Source organism: Cytobacillus purgationiresistens (genome assembly GCF_030813235.1).
Taxonomy (GTDB): Bacteria; Bacillota; Bacilli; order Bacillales; family Cytobacillaceae; genus Cytobacillus; species Cytobacillus purgationiresistens.
This window is the reverse complement of record NZ_JAUSUB010000011.1, coordinates 1-17,498: the sequence shown is the minus strand read 5'-3', so window position 1 is coordinate 17,498 and position 17,498 is coordinate 1. Positions and strand designations below refer to the sequence as shown.

Sequence of the window (17,498 nt, the reverse complement as noted above, 5' to 3'; positions counted from 1 at the left end):
ACAAGCTCTCTAAAGGTTATTCAGCTGTTTCGAACCTTTCCACAAGAAGGGCAAGCGTTCTTGTCATGACACCCGTTGCTCCTGCTGGTCCTAAATCATGTGGTTTATTAACCGTTGATGTACCAGCAATATCAAGGTGGACCCATGGCGTACCTTCTGCAAATTCACCAATAAATCCACCAGCCATAATTGCATGTCCCTCGCGCCCCGGTGAATTATTCAAGTCCGCCACTAGGCTATTTCTGATTCTTTCTTTATCTTTTTCAAATAAAGGGAGGCGCCAGATTGGCTCACCTGCTTCATAGGATGCTTCTAATACTTGTTCAAATAAAGCTTCGTCATTTGCAATTGCACCCGTTGTATCCGTTCCAAGTGCAACAATGACTCCGCCCGTTAATGTTGCGACATCGATTAAGTAGTCTGCACCATGCTGCTTTGCATAAGTGATAGCATCTGCGAGGACTAGACGTCCCTCTGCATCAGTGTTTAACACTTCAATTGTTTTTCCGCTCATGGAAGTAATAACATCATCAGGCTTAAAGGCAGATCCGCTTATCATATTATCTGTTGATGGAATAACTGCAACCACATTTTGTTCAGGCTTCAGTTCTCCGATAATCTCCATCGCGCCAAGGACAGCCGCCGCACCGCCCATATCCGTTTTCATTCCTACGATTCCATCTTTAGGTTTGATTGAATATCCACCTGTATCAAAGGTAATGCCTTTCCCTACAAGCCCAATGACATCATCCCAATTTTCTTTACCTTGATATTTCAAGACAATCATTTTAGGAGGTTCCGTAGATCCTTGGTTAACAGCCAGAAAGGCACCCATGCCAAGCTCAATGAGATCTTTCTTTTCCAATACTTCAACTTCAAAGTCATAACGATCCGCCAGCTTCACAGCATACTTGGCCATCTCTGTAGCTGTCAGCATATTGCCCGGAAGGTTAACGAGTGTTCTTGCTGAATTCGTTCCTTTCCCATAAGCATAACCGACCGTTAGTGCCGCCATGGTATCATCTTTATCGGCTTCTGTGTAAACGGTGATTTTCTCAATTTTTTTATCGGGCTCATTTGATTTTTGCTTATAGCCTTCGAATTGATAGGTTGCCATTGAAAATGCTTCACCCACTGCATGTGCAGCATCAAGTGTGTCCATCTGTTCATCCGTTATCAATGAATCCAGATAGATCGCTGTTTCTTCTAGCTTTGATTGTTTTAGTTCCTTAAACGCTTTCCCTAGTGATTCTCGGAGAACATCAAATGAATATTCATTTTTCTTGCCAAGTCCTACGAACAATAAGCGGTTGGCACCTATCTTTCCAAACGTATGTATTTTTGAGATGGTTTTCTTCTTTGCAGAGATATCTCCGCTTTTTACAAACTCCTTAAGTTGACCTTCAAATATTTCATCTGCTTTAGCAAGGCTGCCTTCAAATTTATTCGGCGCATCAAATACACCTACAATCAAGCATTCATGGCTTGTAGAATACAGACTTTCTTGTTTTACAGTAAACATAAGCTCACCCCCATAGAATATATCTTTATTATATCGAATTTTACCCAATATTTCGACTCTCTAACCTTTTGTAGCTATTATTAAATATCACTAAAAAATGTATGGTTCAATTTTCAAATGTAATTTATTTATGCTACCCTATTAATAATATAAAATATGCCCCTATGATTGCGTTGCTCATCCCTCTAATGATCATCTCTGTAACTTCCATCATTTTATACAGGATGCCTGATACATGTGGAGTAACCATTGTAGACAATCATTTACAGATGGGTGTCAAAAATTGATTGAAGAGAGTGTGGTTATTAATATGGAGTTATTTTTGAATTTCCCTCTTTGGGCAGCACTTGCAGCCATCTTCTTTGCACAGTTTGTCAAAGTGCCAATTAACTTTATTGCAACTAGGAAGTTAGATTGGTCCTTGCTGACAAGTACAGGCGGTATGCCAAGTTCTCATTCTGCTGCGGTTACTGCTTTATCGACAGGGGTTGCATTAGATGCAGGCTTGGATTCAATGGCTTTTGCCATTTCCGCAATGTTCGCGATTATTACAATGTTTGATGCGACAGGGGTGCGCAGACAAGCTGGTGAACAGGCAATTGTGTTAAATCAACTCGTTACAGACTTTAATAAAATTATGGTTGAAGCGAAAATGTGGCCAAAGAAGCCTGAACAGGAAAAGCGTAAGGAACTAAAAGAATTACTAGGTCATAAACCGATTGAAGTCCTTTTTGGCGGTCTAACAGGCGTATTCTTAACTTTGCTACTTCATTATTTTGTTTCATTGTAATTGATAGGTGAGAGGAGAAAAACGATGAGAATCGCATCGCTTTGCCCAAGCAACACTGAAATTGTCGCTTATTTGGGCCTGACAGACATGCTTGTAGCTGTGGACGATTATTCAGACTGGCCAGAAGCCATAAACACACTGCCAAGGCTTGGACCTGATTTATCAATTGATCTGGATAAGCTGGAAGATGTTTATCCAGATTTAGTTTTAGCTTCACTTAGTGTCCCTGGTATGGAAAAGAATATTGCTGGACTTGAAGAAAGAAATATTCCTTACTTAATACTTGACCCACAAGGCCTCGAGGATATAGAGAAGGATTTACTTTCTGTTGCACAGGCATTAGGTGAACCTGAAGTCGGAGAAAAAGCTGCAAATGAGTTTCGGAAAAAAATTCAACTCATGCAAGGGGTTGCAAAAAATATACAGAGCCAGCCATCTATCTATTGGGAATGGTGGCCAAAGCCTGTATTTACGCCAGGTGAGGTAAATTGGCTTACTGAAATCAGTGAACTTGCCGGGGCTCATAATCTCTTTCGGGATCAAAAAATCGCAAATGTCCAAACAGATTGGGAGGATGTACGTAAAAGAAATCCTGATACTATCTGTCTCGCATGGGTCGGGGTAAGACGAAAGAAAGTCGATCCAAAAATTCTTCACAAACGGCCAGGATGGTCCGCCCTAGATGCAATCAAAAGTAACAAAGTCTATGTTCTCGAGGAGGAACTCTATTGCAGACCTTCCCCCCGGTTACTTGAAGGCGCCATCAAGCTCGCTCAACTCCTGCATCCAGAACACTACAATCAACTAGACAGCTCACTAACTCAGGTACCCAAATAACACAGCAACGCAGTCCATGCATCGAACAAACACAACAAGAACCACTCACCTTAAAACAAAGAAGGCAACCTCCAAAAGGAGTTGCCTTCAATTTTGTCGAAATTTGTAGGTGACAGGCACCCAAATTTAATTAAGCAGCAATATGTTCTAATTGTATTGCTGTCTGAATACTTGCATGGATTCGTTTTCGTTTAGCTCAGTTAGTGTTTCTTCAGTTAAGGTGCCATCTCCCATGGAAATGATGAAGACTTCTAGTGTTTTCTTGCCCCATAGATTGTAGACATCATCGACTGTTTCATAGTAAAGATCGAGCTTGTCACCTTTGATTGCTCCCCCTTTATCTGCAACAACTCCATAACCGTAGTCTGGAATAAAGAGAATGGTCCCGATTGGAAATACATTTAAATCTGCCGCTACTGTAGAATATAAGTCCCGTTTCACCTTCACACCTGAATAGGTAATCCCAAACTCAGGGTGATCTGGGTTCTTGCCTGTTGATTCATAAAATGCCGTATAGCCTGTTGCAATAACTTCCTTTGTATTATATTGCGTCCAATCAAACGAATCCTCTAATGTAGGAATTTCATCCACAACCGCTGTACTGGCAGAAATCTTTGATTCTCCACTTACTGCATGTTTTAGTTGTTTAAAAGCAACCCCCATAGACTTAAAGGGATGATCCATTTTAAACCATTCTTCATCCTTGTTTGCTTCTAATGTTAAATCCTTATTGACATAATCAACAACCTGTTTTGCCTCCACACCGGAAATTGAATGAAACGTCGTTAATAAAGCAGCAATAAACAATGTTGACATCAACACTCGTTTGGTCCATCTTTTTAAAAGTAACATATAAAAATTCACTCCTCCCAACAATAGTCATTTCCCATCTCACAGAGAAATATTCATATTTTATAAGAGAAGCCACAAACAAATGGTGAATTCACATTCATTTAATTCCTGCAACATCAACGAAAATCCACCTTAATTCATCTATAATATTACGGATTATATAACTGCTTTTTACTATAAAAATGTCAAAATAAAAAACCCTGCATAAGCATGCAGAGCCTTTTTAGTTAAAACATTCTATATCCTCTATTGCGTAGCATCTTAATAACAATTCCTGCTACAATGGCACCAGCCATCCCGCTGCTTAAAATCAAAACATCTGCAATAGCTAAGCTAGTTATTTCTGTCCAAAGACTAGAGAAAGAATCTTTTGTATTGTTAAAATATTCAATAAAACGTACTTTATCAATAATTAAAATCGTGATGAATGGGTAAATCACTGCCATGATCCACGACATTCTCAATAGCATATTCAAAATAAATCCAATTCCGAAAAATAAAACGAAAAAGAGCAGCATGGAAATCGGCAATATAAAAATGGTCATCTGCATAAAAGCTTGTCCTCCCTTAGCACATCAATATTTAGTGTACTGAATGTATAAAAAGGAGTCAATAAAAAATGCCAAAAGTTATCATTCTATGTACAAATAAAAAGCTCCGCCTATCTGGCGGAGCTTTAATAATTTAGTCTTTTTTCTTACCTGATCCACCGCAGCAGGCGCATGTTTCCGATCCACCAAGGATTAGTTGAAAATATCCTTTACCTGAGCAATAGATGCATTCTTTAGATTCAAAAGTTTTTACTGACATGTTGTTCATCTCCCTTGGAATTGAATTTTCTGATAATAACTAAAGAATACAGAAAAATAAGAAAAATGGAAAGCCTCAAAAATTAGTAAAAACCAACTATGTAAACGTATACAACCTATTCATTCTTAAAAATACTCTTTTATTCTCAAGATTTCTGAACATTACAAAAATAACCGATATGCAGTATATCCGAACTGTATTCCTGGGTCAATGCCTTCAATCCCGAGTTTTGGCGCCGCATCAGACTTTTCCAATATGTAACGCAGCATAACCGAGGAATCTGCACTATCAATCAATTCCTTAGGATCCATAAATTGGACATCATATAATTCATCTTCTTGTACGATTAGATTTTGTTCTTCTGCTTCCAAAAGAAAAATCATCATATTATCACTAATATCACCTTTAATGACCCCTGTTCGCATGCCAATTAACCCCTTGACGGTGCTCGAAATTCCAGTTTCCTCTTTCACCTCGCGAACTACCGCTTCATCAACTGTTTCACCTGGATTGACAAACCCTGCCGGAAGGGACCACATCCCCTTTAGCCCGCCATATTTTTTCTTTACAACAAGCCATTTTTGATCAGATGAAATAAGGAGTCCTGAAACCGCCAGCCATACTTTTCCTCTTTCATTCTTCTGTTCCATCCCAAAACCCCTTTTAAAATGAAATCTACTTAGAATGCGCGAGCGCCTTGTTCTCCAATGATCGCATAGTAAGGGCGCCATAAGTCCTGTGGAGCAACGTCTGCATGACCTAATTCCTGTTGGCATTCAAACACAGACTTGTTCCTTTCGATAAAGGAAATAGGGTGAGCGATAGCGAACCGATGTTGACTTATCACAAAGGAGGAGGCCTGAAGTTTGATAGGCGATAGGCGCTGGAGACATCATTCTAATGGAAATCTTATACTTTCTTATCTTTCAAAAAAAAGAGAGCACACTAATTAGCAGTCTGCTCCCTCTTGAGTCTATGAATTATAGTACGTTGAACTTACCTTTTTTGGCTACAAGTGACGCGCCGCCAATCATGTATAACGCACGGTTGTCGATCATTTTCTTCATGAATGAAGCTTTTGTACCAACCATTTTCTTACCAAAAGCTACACCGATTGCATCGTGCTCACCTAATGAGCAAACTGTACCCTTATTGTCATACGTAAAGCTTTCAAGCTCTGATTTATTGTGAATAAGTGCTGCAAGATTACGTGCTACCACTTCTCCTTGTTGCATTGCAATTTGTGCAGTTGGAGGATATGGACGATTGATTTCTTCATTGATCATTAGAGAGCTATCTCCAACAATAAATACATTATCATGTCCTGGGGCTCTTAAATCCGCTTCTACTTTCACACGTCCACGCATTGCTTCAAAACCTGATTTTTCAATGATTGCGTTTCCGCGGATACCAGCTGCCCAGATCACTGTGCCAGCTTTGATTTCCTCAACGTCATTTTCACCTTTAGCAACGATAATTCCTTCTGGAGTTCCTTCTTTAATCGCTGTGCCAATACGGAATTGAACACCTTTTTTCTCTAGGTGAGCAACGGCATATTCAACAAGCTCAGGATCGAATCCAGGAAGAACCATTGGTGCTGCTTCTACACAGATGATTTTAACTTTTTCGAAGTCAACATCATACTCCTTGCATAGTTCAGGAATACGGTTTCCTAATTCACCAAGGAATTCGATACCAGTGAATCCTGCTCCGCCAACAACGATTGTCAGACGTGTATCATCTTTTTCTTTTTCTGTGTTATAAGTAGCAAATTGATATTCAATATGCTCGCGAATTTGGCGTGCTGAATTGATGTTAGAGATTGAGTAAGCGTATTCTTTTAAGCCCTTAATACCGAATGTTTCAGACTCTCCGCCTAGAGCAACTACTAAATAATCATATTCTAATTCACCTTTTTCAAGGAGAACTTTCTTCTCTTCAGTTTTGATTTCAACAGCCGTACCTTGAATAAACTCTACTTTGTTGCGATCAATGACCTTACTAATATCGTAACGAACACGGTCATGGTGTAATGTACCTGCTGATGCTTCATGAAGCCATGTTGTTTCATAGTGGTATTCATTTTTGTTGACTAGGGTAATTTCTGCTTCATTAGCTCCTACTGCTTTTTGCAAACGAGTCGCAGTCATTAATCCACCGTAACCCGCACCTAAAATAACGATTTTTGGCTTTCTCAAGTGTATCACTTCCACCTTTAAAAATTATTTTATATTGCTTCTTATTCTCCACTTTCTTCTCATTATTTATGAAAAAGAAGTTTGTGATTTTCTTCACGAAGAAGGACAAGAAAATGTTCGAAAAATGTCACAAAAAATTAATATTATATCTCCTACTTCATATTATTCCTTTTCCACCTGATTTTCAAGCTAAAATCGCACTTTGAGAATTTTAAGATTTTTGTAAATCCAAGGAAGGGAATTAATAAAAATCCCCATAATACTTACCTGATTTTAACAAACATTTTAATAGAAGTAATACGGCATTAAAACAATGAATTATACAATTTTTTATAAATAAATCCACTTTTCACCTTTACCTAATTAAACAATTAAAAAATTCTTTGTTGCACCTGTAATAGTAGGTACAAATGTTACAGAATCTCATACATTTGTGTTAAAATTATAAAAACTAACTTAAATTACTCGGGGGGATTTAGTGTGAGCACAGAGCAAAAGATACATGATATAACCATAATCGGAGGAGGCCCTACTGGCCTATTCACAGCCTTTTACGGCGGTATGAGGCAAGCCTCTGTTAATATTATAGAAAGTTTACCTCAGCTCGGAGGTCAATTATCAGCGCTTTACCCAGAGAAATACATTTATGATGTGGCAGGTTTTCCTAAAGTTCGTGCACAAGAATTAGTCGACAATTTGAAAGAGCAAATGGCTAAATTCGACCCAACAGTTTCACTCGAGCAATCAGTAGAAGAGTTGGAAAAACTGGCAGATGGTACATTTAAGATAGTTACGGATAAGGATGTTCACTATTCCAAATCCGTCATTATTACTGCTGGGAACGGAGCTTTTCAACCTCGCCGATTAGAACTTGAGAGTGCAAAACAATATGAAGGAAAAAACCTTCATTATTATATCGATGATTTAAATCACTTTGCTGGCAAAAAAGTGGTTGTCTTCGGTGGTGGAGATTCAGCTGTAGACTGGGCATTGATGCTTGAACCAATTGCCGAAAAAGTAACCATTGTCCATCGCAGAGATAAATTCCGCGCGCATGAGCATAGTGTTGACAATCTCAATAATTCTAAGGTTAAAATTAAGACACCTTATATTCCTTCCGAATTAGTTGGAGATGAAGACGGAATTAGGCAAGTAATCTTAGAAAAAGTTGGAGATGAAGAAAAAGAGGTATTTGATGTAGATGCTGTTGTCGTTAATTACGGCTTTGTGTCCTCACTTGGACCAATAAAAAATTGGGGCTTTGACATCGAAAAGAATTCAATAGTCGTAAACCAAAAAATGGAGACAAATATTCCAGGTGTATATGCCGCTGGAGATATCTGTACCTATGATGGTAAAGTGAAGTTAATCGCTTGTGGTTTCGGTGAGGCACCAGTCGCCGTTAGCCATGCAAAAACATTCATTGATCCAAAAGCAAGAGTTCAGCCTAAGCATAGCACTTCCATGTTTTAAAATATCAAAAAGCTGTCCAATAAGGTCTCGAAGTAAATGACCTTTAGGACAGCTTTTTTTCTATTTTTATTTCAATGAGAAAAGTCACCGGCAACCTTTTAATAAGGATTAATCATCTAAATCATTTTCCAAGTCCAAAACTTCTCCGGTAACCGCATTGATTTCAACTTCTGCTTCTCCTCGATCTGTTTTCAGCTCGAATTCATAAACTGCCAAACCATCATCTTTATCCAATTTCATTTCAACAACTTTTCCATTTACAGCCTTTTCAGCTATTTTTAATGCTTCTTGTTCCGGCAGTAAGTCCTTGCTTGAGAGACTGCCAGTTTCACCGACATCATCATAGTCACCATCATGATCCTCTTTTACTGACAAGACTTTTCCCGTCATTGCATCAATATGAATGTCATAATCTATTTTGCCATTTTCAATTTCAACATCATAATATTCTGTACCTAAATGGCTTTCTAATTCAATGCTCTCTATTTCACCGGCTTGTTTTTTCAGAGCAATTTCCTTTACCTTATCCATCGTTATCAATTCCTTATGATCGTTTGCCTTCGGAGTGTTAACCTTACTATCCTGACCTGTTGCTCCGACTGCAGCTGCACCTCCAAGAATAACGCCTGCTGCTAATAGTCCAATTACCATTTTATTTCGCATGTTTATTTCCTCCTTTTTTCATTCACCTTATCTACAATTACAATATAACCGGCTAAGATTAGAGAAAAAGGAAAGAAACATTAGAATTTGATGAGAATAGCATAATTAAGTAATTAATCTTCCCATGAAATTTTCACAACTCCTGTAATAGCATGAACTTGGACAACTGCTTCTCTGTCATCATCTGTCTCGATTTCAATTAAGTAATAGCCGTGACCCCCTATTCTTTCAAATTCAATATCATCATCAACAGTACCTTTCACAGCTTCTAAAGCAATTTCAATTGCTTCAGCCTCTGATAATATTTTTGGAGCTTCTTCTTCAACCGACTTATCAATCGCTTTTTCCGAAAGAACCTTTCCAGATCCTGCATCTAATTTTATCAATACTTCACCATTTTCCTCTTTCACTTCCGCGACAAATATTTCCTTTCCTTCCTCCAGCTTCTTTTCCAACGATATGATTTCCCTTCCTGACTCCACTAGAGTATCCTTTATAGTCTTTTCATCAATCGTCTTATTTACTTTTGTTATGTTATCTAAAGATAAAACTTCCCCAGTTTTTTCGTCCATGGAAATTAAATAATCCCGTTCATTTTTAACCATTTCAATCGTGAACTGTCCGTTAGATAAACTGATTTCAGATACTTTTCCTTTATATCTGTCTTCGATTATCGTGCTAGCCTCTTCTTTTGTTAAAAATTCCGCAGAAGGGTTCAGCTTTTCCCATTGCGATCCAATAAAAAAAACTGCAATTAGAAAGAGAACACTAGACACAATCAATATCCATCTTTTATTATTCATTCTTACACCCCACAGATCTCTTTTCCCTCTATTATCATAAATAAAAATGAGAAAAAGCTGAGAATGGTTATTTTATTTTTTATATTGTTGCATAGAATTCACCTGAAAAATAATGTGGCAGTCGTTCCAACTCCCTCTATACTCTCCAGTTCAACATCAACATCTATTGCATCCGCAATTTCCTTGGCAAGGGATAGCCCGAGTCCAACCCCTCCCGTTTTTCTTGATCTTGCTTTATCGACACGATAAAAGCGGTCAAACACCTTGGGCAAATCGTCACGGCTGATGCCTATTCCACTATCTGTCATTCGAATAAATGGCACATTATCTTTTTCACCGATCAATACTGTAATATCATCCTCACTATACTTTCTTGCATTATCAAGGAAAATAAATAGCAGCTGCTTCAGTTTTTGTTCATCTGTTTTAATGACTGGATTTGAATCACTTTTGACGACAATATTCCTGTTGTATGCATTCTGAAAAGCTCTCGCTGAAGCCTGAGTGAACTCTGTGACATCTACATTGGACCATTCTATATTCCATTGTTCATTATGTCTTGCCAGCAATAAAAGTTGCTCCGTCATATCCTTCATTCTAATCGCTTCCGAGTGAATGGCCTCAATCGATTCCGCAAATATTTCAGGTTCTCTCTTCCCCCTTCTCTTTAATAGACTTGCATAGCTTTCTATGACAGTTAGCGGCGTTTTTAGTTCATGGGAGGCATTGGACGCAAATTGCTTTTGCTTTTCAAAGTTTGCCTCAAGCAAATCGATCATGTGATTAAAGGTCTCTCCCATTTCATGGAGTTCATCTCCGGATTTCCCCTTTAATGACAAGCGTTTAAATTTTCCGCTCTGTCTGATTTCAGCCATCGTTTTTATCATTGAGGTGATGGGGGAAATGATTAGATTTCCGAGAAGCCGACTTGAGATAATCACTGGGACCATCGCAACTAGTGTAACAGCGATAAGAACAAGCCTTAATATCATCAAATTTTCAGCTGTTTTTTCTATGCTCTTTGCTATCTGCAAATTGGCTACTTCTCCATCTGGCAAAATAATTGGGATGGACCCAAAGGTATATGTATCGTTGTTACGGATAATTTTAATTACTTCATTTGTAAAGTATTCTTTTTTAATCTTATGTTTATAAGAAGAACTGGCAGTTATTGGCGCTTTCAAATCCAAATTTTCTTTCACAATGCGGATCATACCATCGACGGGGGCATATGCATTAAGCAAATTATCTTGAGGTACTGACTCAAGCGACTCGTTAAATGATGCAGCCGTCCTTTCTATTTCTTCTTTAGCCCGCTCAAGCTCACTGTCTAAAATCAAGTTACTAAAGAGAAAATATATCGAAATATTCATCAAAATCAGTAGGAAAATAAATAGGATTGAAGTATATAGGTTGATTCTATTCTTCAGCTTCATTTTGTTTCCCTGATTGCATAACCGACACCTCGGATCGTATGGATTAAAGATGGATTGTCTGGAGCGTCGATTTTCTTCCTGATATAACGAATGTAAACATCTACGACATTCGTATCACCTAAGAAATCATAACCCCAAACAGCCTCCACAATTTGATCACGAGTTAACACTTGCTGTTTGTTGATCATCAAGTAAACGAGCAAATCAAATTCTCTCGGTGTCAATTCGATTTGCACTTCTCCTCTACTTATTTCCCTCGTTCTTTCATTTAATTTCAGGTCGGAAATTTGCAGCCATTCGTTATTTTCATCCTTCTGTTCAGCTACCTTTAAACGTAATGCTGCACGTACTCTTGCCAGCAGCTCCTCAATTTGGAAAGGCTTTGTCATATAGTCATTCGCACCAAGATCAAGCCCAGATACTTTATCCTCTACAGAGCTTTTTGCTGTTAATAAAATGACAGGTGTCTGAAGGTCATTTGCTCTTATCCTCCGCAACAGCTCAATCCCGCTTATTCCAGGGAGCATTATATCTAATAAAATCAAGTCCCATTTTTTTGATCTATATATAGCTAAGGCCTCTATTCCATCTATCACTTTTGTAACAGCATAGCCTTCGTATTCCAATTCCAGTTCCAATAACCTTGCAATTTTTTCCTCATCTTCTATCACAAGAATTGATTCCTTATTCATTACATACCTCCTGTTTATTTGGATTCACCTCAAGATTAGCAGAATTAACTGCGGAAATCATTTTCTAGTCCATGCGGGGGAAAAAAATAAGACACTTTGCCCAGTAGATGCTTTAACTACTTTTAGCTGAAGAGCATAATGAACAAAAATATAAGTGATAGCCCTATCTTAAACTCAGGTACTTATTACTAATTTTTCTAACCTTATTCTAATCATCCTCTCATTAGATATTAAATTTATCCATTTACATTATAAATACAAGATTGCAAGGAGGGGTACTAAGATGAAAATAGTAATCGTACCGTCAGGGTTTAAGGAATGTTTGGATTCAGAGGATGTTGCTTTAGCAATGGCACGTGGTGTTATGAGAATTGGTGATTACACTGACATAGAAATTGTCCCAATGATTGATGGTGGAGAGGGGTTTGCTAAAAAGATTATAAAACTAAAAGGCGGAGAATTAATCTATAAAGAAGTGACAGGACCTGTTGGCAAAAAAATTGAAAGTTATTTTGGTATGTTTATAGAAAATAACACACGTACAGCAGTCATCGAGATGGCTGCCGCTGCGGGGCTCAAACTGGTGCCACTTGAGCTAAGAAATCCTTTAAAGACTACTACATTCGGAGTAGGCGAGCTCATTATTGCCGCTCTTAATTGTGGAGTAGACCGCATTCTGATAGGCTGTGGAGATTCAGGAACTTCAGATGGAGGCGCCGGAATGGCACAGGCCCTTGGTATCCGATTTTTCGACTGTGAACACCGTATTGTTGATATCAATGGAGGGGAGGATTTATTAAAGGTCAACTATATAGAAGACTCTCAGCTGGATAAAAGGTTAACTACTGTAAAAATTGACGTTGCCTGTAACTGGCACAACGTATTATGCGGAAAAAAAGGCGTTGCAAATGTATTCGGGCCACAAAAAGGAGCTAAGCCTGAGCAGGTAAAACGATTATCTTTCGCGTTGGAGCATTATGCAAAATTAATTAGTGAATCACTTTCAATTGATGTCAGATTCATGCCTGGTAGCGGAGCTTCCGGAGGATTAGGTGCAGGACTCATTGCATTTACAGGCGCTATCCTACACCCGCGCTTCGATATAATTAAGGACTATATCCAAATGGAAGAAAAAATCGCTGGGGCAGACGTTGTAATAACAGCGGAAGGAAGTCTGGACTTCCAGACTCCAAATGGCAAAATACCATCTGAGGTAGCAAGGATAGCAAAACAGTACCATATCCCTGTCATCGCTATAACAGGGACAATTGGTGAAGGTGCTGCATCCAACTATGCTGCAGGTATTGATGCTTTTTTAAGCATCATTCAAAAGCCTGTATCATTGGAAGAATCTATGCTTCTGGCATCTAGTTGGATTGAAGAAAGCACGGAATCTGTCATTCGCCAAGTCGCCATTGGATTAAAAATTGCCAACAGAAGGAATTTTAATAAGGGAATTCTTCAAAAATGAGCACACGAATGGCAAAGCATGATGTAAAACATCATCAAATGAAGATTTTAAATCAGTATTCCGTCTCTACTCAAGTAATAGTCGGTATTCATATTTTTTTCCTCATTTTCATCGTTATGATTGACAGTCTGGATTATGCTGCCAAGGTATCATTATTTGCCTTTCTTTCGGCAATCGTTCTTTCGGCAGGAACTAAAATCCCTGCAGGATATGTGGCTGTTTCGCTCATTATATTTATTGTATTAATGAAAGCAAGTGAACCCGAGCTCCTTTATCAGTCGTTAGCAGAGGAAGTTGTATGGTTGATGGTAGGCTCGTTTATCATTGGCGAAGCTGTTAAACATTCAGGAATAGCAGATCGATTCAGCTATTATATTATCAGGAAATCTAATAGGAAAAATAGGATTATAGCTGGTTTGACCTCTGTGTTAATTACTTCAGCTTTCTTTATTCCTTCAACATCCGGGCGTGCAGCTATAACGATGCCAATGCTGGAAAATCTAAGTTCTAGGTTTACTGCAAAAGAACGCAGTGTACTCTCCTTAATGGCACCGGTCGTTATCTTAATGAGTACCTCTGCTACTATAATTGGCGCTGGATCGCATTTAATCGGGATAGGATTGCTGGAATCTGCTTCCGATCAATCCATCTCCTTTCTGCAGTGGTTAGTTTGGGGAGTGCCCTTTTCGATCGTAATAACGGTTTTATCTGTATTCATTATGAAGCGTATGCTCTGGCCAAAGGAAGGGTCTAAAAACATCGAAGAAAACACTTCGATACCTAGCACTCCCTCAGGAAAAGCCCTTAATAACAAAGAAAAGATTACATTGCTTTTACTTATCCTTATGATAATCGGCTGGACAACTGAAAGCGTACATGGTTACGATATCTCTTTTATCACAATGATTGGTGCCATTTTAGCAATGGCGCCTGGATTTGGAGTGATTTCATGGAAGCAGGGCATTAAAGCCGTATCATGGAATTTGATTTTATTTGTTGCTGCTGCAGCTGCCCTCGGGAAAGTGCTTGTTGAAAACGGGGTGATTTTATGGATTGAGAAAAAGCTATTCATGTTTTTACCACTATTCAATGAGGCGCCAGAATGGCTCTTAGTCACATTTATTTTACTTATTACCACCACGAGCCATCTGTATATTACCTCGCATACTACTCGTGCTATTGTCTTTATCCCAGGGTTGATTTTGTTTAGCCAAAGTATAGGAGTAAATGCATCAGCAATTGTATTTATTAGCTTAATAGGGATGAATTATTGTATAACGTTTCCTGTTTGCTCGAAAGCATTGATGCTGTTTTACGAGGAGAGCGATCGTTCTTTTCATGCCAGTGATTTAATTAAAATTAGCACTGTCCTTTTACCGCTGTATATTTTACTCATGCTCGCATTTTATTTTACCTTTTGGCGCTGGACGGGGATGTATTTATATCCAAGCCTTTAATGCACAGTCAGGTTTTTTTAAAAAGGCTGTTCCTAAAAAATCTTTTAGGAACAGCCTTCCTCTTTTGGTCAATAGCTATAGACAAAAAAAGATGTCCCAAAAACCAGGACATCGTTTATACTTATTGCGATTAGCACTCTTCAGGAGTACCCTGTTTAGTTGCAGTTCTAAATGAAGATCCGCAGCCACATGATGCAATAGCGTTAGGGTTTTCAATTGTAAAGCCGCCGCCCATCATGGATTCTTTATAATCAATCTTTGTTCCTTGCAGAATCCCTGCATCTTCATTACTAACTAAAACTTGAAGTCCATGCTGCTCAAGTTGAAGATCACTTTCCTCCACTTCATGAGCAAATCCCATACCGTATGATAAGCCACTGCAGCCTCCGCCTTTAACAGATACACGCAATAATGCATTTTCCTCTTCATTTTGTTTCATCATATCTTTAATGTGAAGGGCTGCGGCTTCCGTAATCAAAACAACATCATTCATTTTTCTTTCCCTCCAATTGAATTTATATATTGTATTTATATCTATAGTATATACAGGTTTTAAGCAGTCCTCAACTGATGCATCTTTTTTCCACTATATTTAACATTATACTCAATCATCAGAGCATTTGGTACAAATTAAAACATCGGATTATCTTCCAGAAATTGATATATATTCGCTACTAGCTCCTTTGCGTTATCTCCAGTCACGACATTGCCATCAACGAGAGCAAAGTAAAGGCTTGAACACTTGCCGCAATACCCTAGGCATCCGTATTCAATCACATCTAAATCATAATCCTTTTCCAGCATTTCAAAAGCCTCTTGTGCACCACTTGCTATGTTGCTCACACAAAACTCGATTATTGGCTTCACCATACCTTCACCTCTTTACACTCGTTATCCTACCTTGTTTTACCGACTATGTGCAACCATTTTTACGATAATTTTAACAATTCTAAAAACTAACTCGAAATACACAGAATATTATCTCTCTGACGCTGATTGTCAAGTTTCCGTCTTATACCTGTTGTGATTTAATAATAATTTCGTTATACTTTTTATTGGATTAAGCTGTTTAACTCAATTATTTTTATTTTTTTAAGATAATTTGGAACCTTATGATAAACCAAATTACCTTTATTGGTTTTTACCGCTTTTTAGTACGGACACAAAGGGGATATATTTTATGAAAAATCTTGTGATACTTGGTGGAGGTTACGGGGGAATGAGGGTATTAGCCCGACTTTTGCCGAATCAGCTTCCTGAAGATGTTTCTATTACTTTAATCGACCGTGTACCATATCATTGTCTTAAGACTGAGTACTACGCACTAGCTGCAGGAACCATTTCCGACCAGCATATTCGCGTTTCATACCCAGAACATCCAAGATTGCATATAAAGTATGGAGAAATATCGGAAATCGATTTGGAAGGAAAGAAGGTCCATTTACTTAATGAAGAACCTGTTTCTTACGATGATTTAATCATTGGCCTCGGCTGTGAGGATAAATATCATAACGTTCCAGGTGCGGACATCTACACACATAGTATTCAATCTATTGAAAAATCTCGTAGAACATATCAAACACTTAACAATCTGCCTTCAGGTGCTGTAGTCTCTATCATCGGAGCTGGGTTAAGTGGCATTGAACTTGCCTCAGAATTAAACGAGAGCCGACCTGACATAAAAATCAAACTTTTTGACCGTGGAAATCGCATCTTATCTGCTTTCCCGGAAAGATTAAGTAAGTATGTCGAAAATTGGTTTAATACACGCAGCGTCGAACTTATTAATAACTCTAACATCACACGTGTGGAGGAAGGCATTCTTTACAACCATGACGAACCGGTGAATAGTGATGTTATTGTTTGGACTGCTGGGATCCAGCCTAACAAAGTAGTCCGCGAAATGAAGACAGAGACGGATAAACAAGGCCGTGTTGTCCTGACGAAATATCATAATATCCCCGACAACGAACACGTTTATGTCGTGGGGGATTGCGCAAGCCTGCCACATGCACCAAGTGCTCAACTAGCAGAAGGACAAGCAGAACAAATTGTCCAAGTCATTCTAAAACGCTGGAAAGGCGAAGAACTCCCAGCTTCGCTCCCAGTTATCAAATTAAAAGGCGTAATGGGATCACTAGGAAAGAAACACGGTTTTGGTCTAGTAGCAGAACGACCAATCACAGGCCGTGTCGCACGACTTTTAAAATCAGGTATTCTCTGGATGTATAAATATCATAATGGGTAATAGAAAAGCGGAGGCGACTGTTTAGCTCCGACAAGCTTAAGACGATTCATCAATAAGGTTGTTTTTTACCTTATTGGTGATTTGGCTTAAGACCTCGAGGGGCTAGGAGCCGCAGCTAGACAGCACGAAAAGCGGAGGTGGCTGTTCAGCCCCGACAAGCTTAAGACGATTCATCAATAAGGTTGTTTTTTACCTTATTGGTGATTTGGCTTAAGACCTCGAGGGGCTAGGAGCCGCAGCTAGACA

At 38.6% G+C, this 17,498-nt stretch carries 19 protein-coding genes; 6 read left to right on the top strand and 13 right to left on the bottom strand.

The window, feature by feature from the left end:
* Window positions 1-16: 16 nt before the first annotated feature.
* Window positions 17-1,522, bottom strand: coding sequence for a leucyl aminopeptidase (locus tag J2S17_RS13390; RefSeq protein WP_307475631.1), 1,506 nt, complete (start codon window positions 1,520-1,522; stop codon window positions 17-19).
* A 310-nt stretch (window positions 1,523-1,832) separates the two neighbouring features.
* Here J2S17_RS13390 and J2S17_RS13385 point away from each other — a divergent pair, with 310 nt between their 5' ends.
* Together J2S17_RS13385 and J2S17_RS13380 are read left to right on the top strand one after the other, a co-directional pair.
* A complete protein-coding gene (locus J2S17_RS13385; RefSeq protein ID WP_307475839.1) occupies window positions 1,833-2,312 on the top strand; it encodes a divergent PAP2 family protein in 480 nt (159 codons plus the stop codon).
* A gap of 24 nt (window positions 2,313-2,336) precedes the next feature.
* A complete protein-coding gene (locus J2S17_RS13380) occupies window positions 2,337-3,149 on the top strand; it encodes a cobalamin-binding protein (RefSeq protein WP_307475629.1) in 813 nt (270 codons plus the stop codon).
* A 147-nt stretch (window positions 3,150-3,296) separates the two neighbouring features.
* Here the strand turns inward: J2S17_RS13380 and spsC are convergent, their stop codons facing one another.
* The 6 genes from spsC to J2S17_RS13350 form a co-directional block, all read right to left on the bottom strand.
* The gene (gene spsC, locus J2S17_RS13375) at window positions 3,297-4,001 is read right to left on the bottom strand and encodes a stationary phase survival protein SpsC (protein WP_307475627.1); all 705 of its coding nucleotides are present in this window, start codon (window positions 3,999-4,001) and stop codon (window positions 3,297-3,299) included.
* A 227-nt stretch (window positions 4,002-4,228) separates the two neighbouring features.
* Window positions 4,229-4,552 carry a YuiB family protein gene (locus J2S17_RS13370; RefSeq protein WP_307475626.1) on the bottom strand — a complete coding sequence of 108 codons (324 nt, stop codon included), beginning with the start codon at window positions 4,550-4,552 and terminating at the stop codon, window positions 4,229-4,231.
* A 133-nt stretch (window positions 4,553-4,685) separates the two neighbouring features.
* A complete protein-coding gene (locus J2S17_RS13365) occupies window positions 4,686-4,811 on the bottom strand; it encodes a YuiA family protein (RefSeq protein ID WP_307475624.1) in 126 nt (41 codons plus the stop codon).
* A 161-nt stretch (window positions 4,812-4,972) separates the two neighbouring features.
* Window positions 4,973-5,461: an NUDIX domain-containing protein gene (locus J2S17_RS13360; RefSeq protein WP_307475622.1), complete on the bottom strand. Its 489-nt coding sequence runs from the start codon at window positions 5,459-5,461 to the stop codon at window positions 4,973-4,975.
* Window positions 5,462-5,490: 29 nt separating this feature from the next.
* Window positions 5,491-5,658 carry a hypothetical protein gene (locus J2S17_RS13355; RefSeq protein ID WP_307475620.1) on the bottom strand — a complete coding sequence of 56 codons (168 nt, stop codon included), beginning with the start codon at window positions 5,656-5,658 and terminating at the stop codon, window positions 5,491-5,493.
* 133 nt (window positions 5,659-5,791) lie between these two features.
* Window positions 5,792-7,009 (bottom strand): NAD(P)/FAD-dependent oxidoreductase, encoded by a 1,218-nt coding sequence (locus tag J2S17_RS13350; protein WP_307475619.1) that lies wholly within the window; start codon window positions 7,007-7,009, stop codon window positions 5,792-5,794.
* A 480-nt stretch (window positions 7,010-7,489) separates the two neighbouring features.
* On the opposite strand from J2S17_RS13350, the gene J2S17_RS13345 reads away from it, so the two are divergent.
* Window positions 7,490-8,482: an NAD(P)/FAD-dependent oxidoreductase gene (locus tag J2S17_RS13345; protein ID WP_307475617.1), complete on the top strand. Its 993-nt coding sequence runs from the start codon at window positions 7,490-7,492 to the stop codon at window positions 8,480-8,482.
* 108 nt (window positions 8,483-8,590) lie between these two features.
* Here the strand turns inward: J2S17_RS13345 and J2S17_RS13340 are convergent, their stop codons facing one another.
* The 4 genes from J2S17_RS13340 to J2S17_RS13325 form a co-directional block, all read right to left on the bottom strand.
* Window positions 8,591-9,145 (bottom strand): PepSY domain-containing protein, encoded by a 555-nt coding sequence (locus tag J2S17_RS13340; RefSeq protein WP_307475615.1) that lies wholly within the window; start codon window positions 9,143-9,145, stop codon window positions 8,591-8,593.
* 113 nt (window positions 9,146-9,258) lie between these two features.
* Window positions 9,259-9,948 carry a PepSY domain-containing protein gene (locus tag J2S17_RS13335; RefSeq protein ID WP_307475613.1) on the bottom strand — a complete coding sequence of 230 codons (690 nt, stop codon included), beginning with the start codon at window positions 9,946-9,948 and terminating at the stop codon, window positions 9,259-9,261.
* Window positions 9,949-10,046: 98 nt separating this feature from the next.
* The gene (locus tag J2S17_RS13330; RefSeq protein ID WP_307475611.1) at window positions 10,047-11,288 is read right to left on the bottom strand and encodes a sensor histidine kinase; all 1,242 of its coding nucleotides are present in this window, start codon (window positions 11,286-11,288) and stop codon (window positions 10,047-10,049) included.
* A gap of 92 nt (window positions 11,289-11,380) precedes the next feature.
* Window positions 11,381-12,076, bottom strand: coding sequence for a response regulator transcription factor (locus tag J2S17_RS13325; RefSeq protein WP_307475610.1), 696 nt, complete (start codon window positions 12,074-12,076; stop codon window positions 11,381-11,383).
* Window positions 12,077-12,359: 283 nt separating this feature from the next.
* Between J2S17_RS13325 and J2S17_RS13320 the strand changes: the two genes are divergently transcribed.
* Together J2S17_RS13320 and J2S17_RS13315 are read left to right on the top strand one after the other, a co-directional pair.
* Window positions 12,360-13,547: a glycerate kinase family protein gene (locus tag J2S17_RS13320; protein WP_307475608.1), complete on the top strand. Its 1,188-nt coding sequence runs from the start codon at window positions 12,360-12,362 to the stop codon at window positions 13,545-13,547.
* Window positions 13,544-15,004 (top strand): SLC13 family permease, encoded by a 1,461-nt coding sequence (locus tag J2S17_RS13315; RefSeq protein WP_307475607.1) that lies wholly within the window; start codon window positions 13,544-13,546, stop codon window positions 15,002-15,004. The genes J2S17_RS13320 and J2S17_RS13315 overlap by 4 nt, the downstream gene beginning before the upstream one ends.
* 130 nt (window positions 15,005-15,134) lie before the next feature.
* Here the strand turns inward: J2S17_RS13315 and J2S17_RS13310 are convergent, their stop codons facing one another.
* Window positions 15,135-15,497, bottom strand: a complete 363-nt coding sequence (locus J2S17_RS13310) for a HesB/IscA family protein (protein WP_307475605.1) — start codon at window positions 15,495-15,497, stop codon at window positions 15,135-15,137.
* 137 nt (window positions 15,498-15,634) lie between these two features.
* A complete protein-coding gene (locus tag J2S17_RS13305; RefSeq protein WP_307475602.1) occupies window positions 15,635-15,874 on the bottom strand; it encodes a YuzB family protein in 240 nt (79 codons plus the stop codon).
* Between the two features lie 310 nt (window positions 15,875-16,184).
* Between J2S17_RS13305 and J2S17_RS13300 the strand changes: the two genes are divergently transcribed.
* Window positions 16,185-17,252, top strand: coding sequence for an NAD(P)/FAD-dependent oxidoreductase (locus J2S17_RS13300; protein ID WP_307475600.1), 1,068 nt, complete (start codon window positions 16,185-16,187; stop codon window positions 17,250-17,252).
* The last annotated feature ends 246 nt before the right edge of the window (window positions 17,253-17,498 follow it).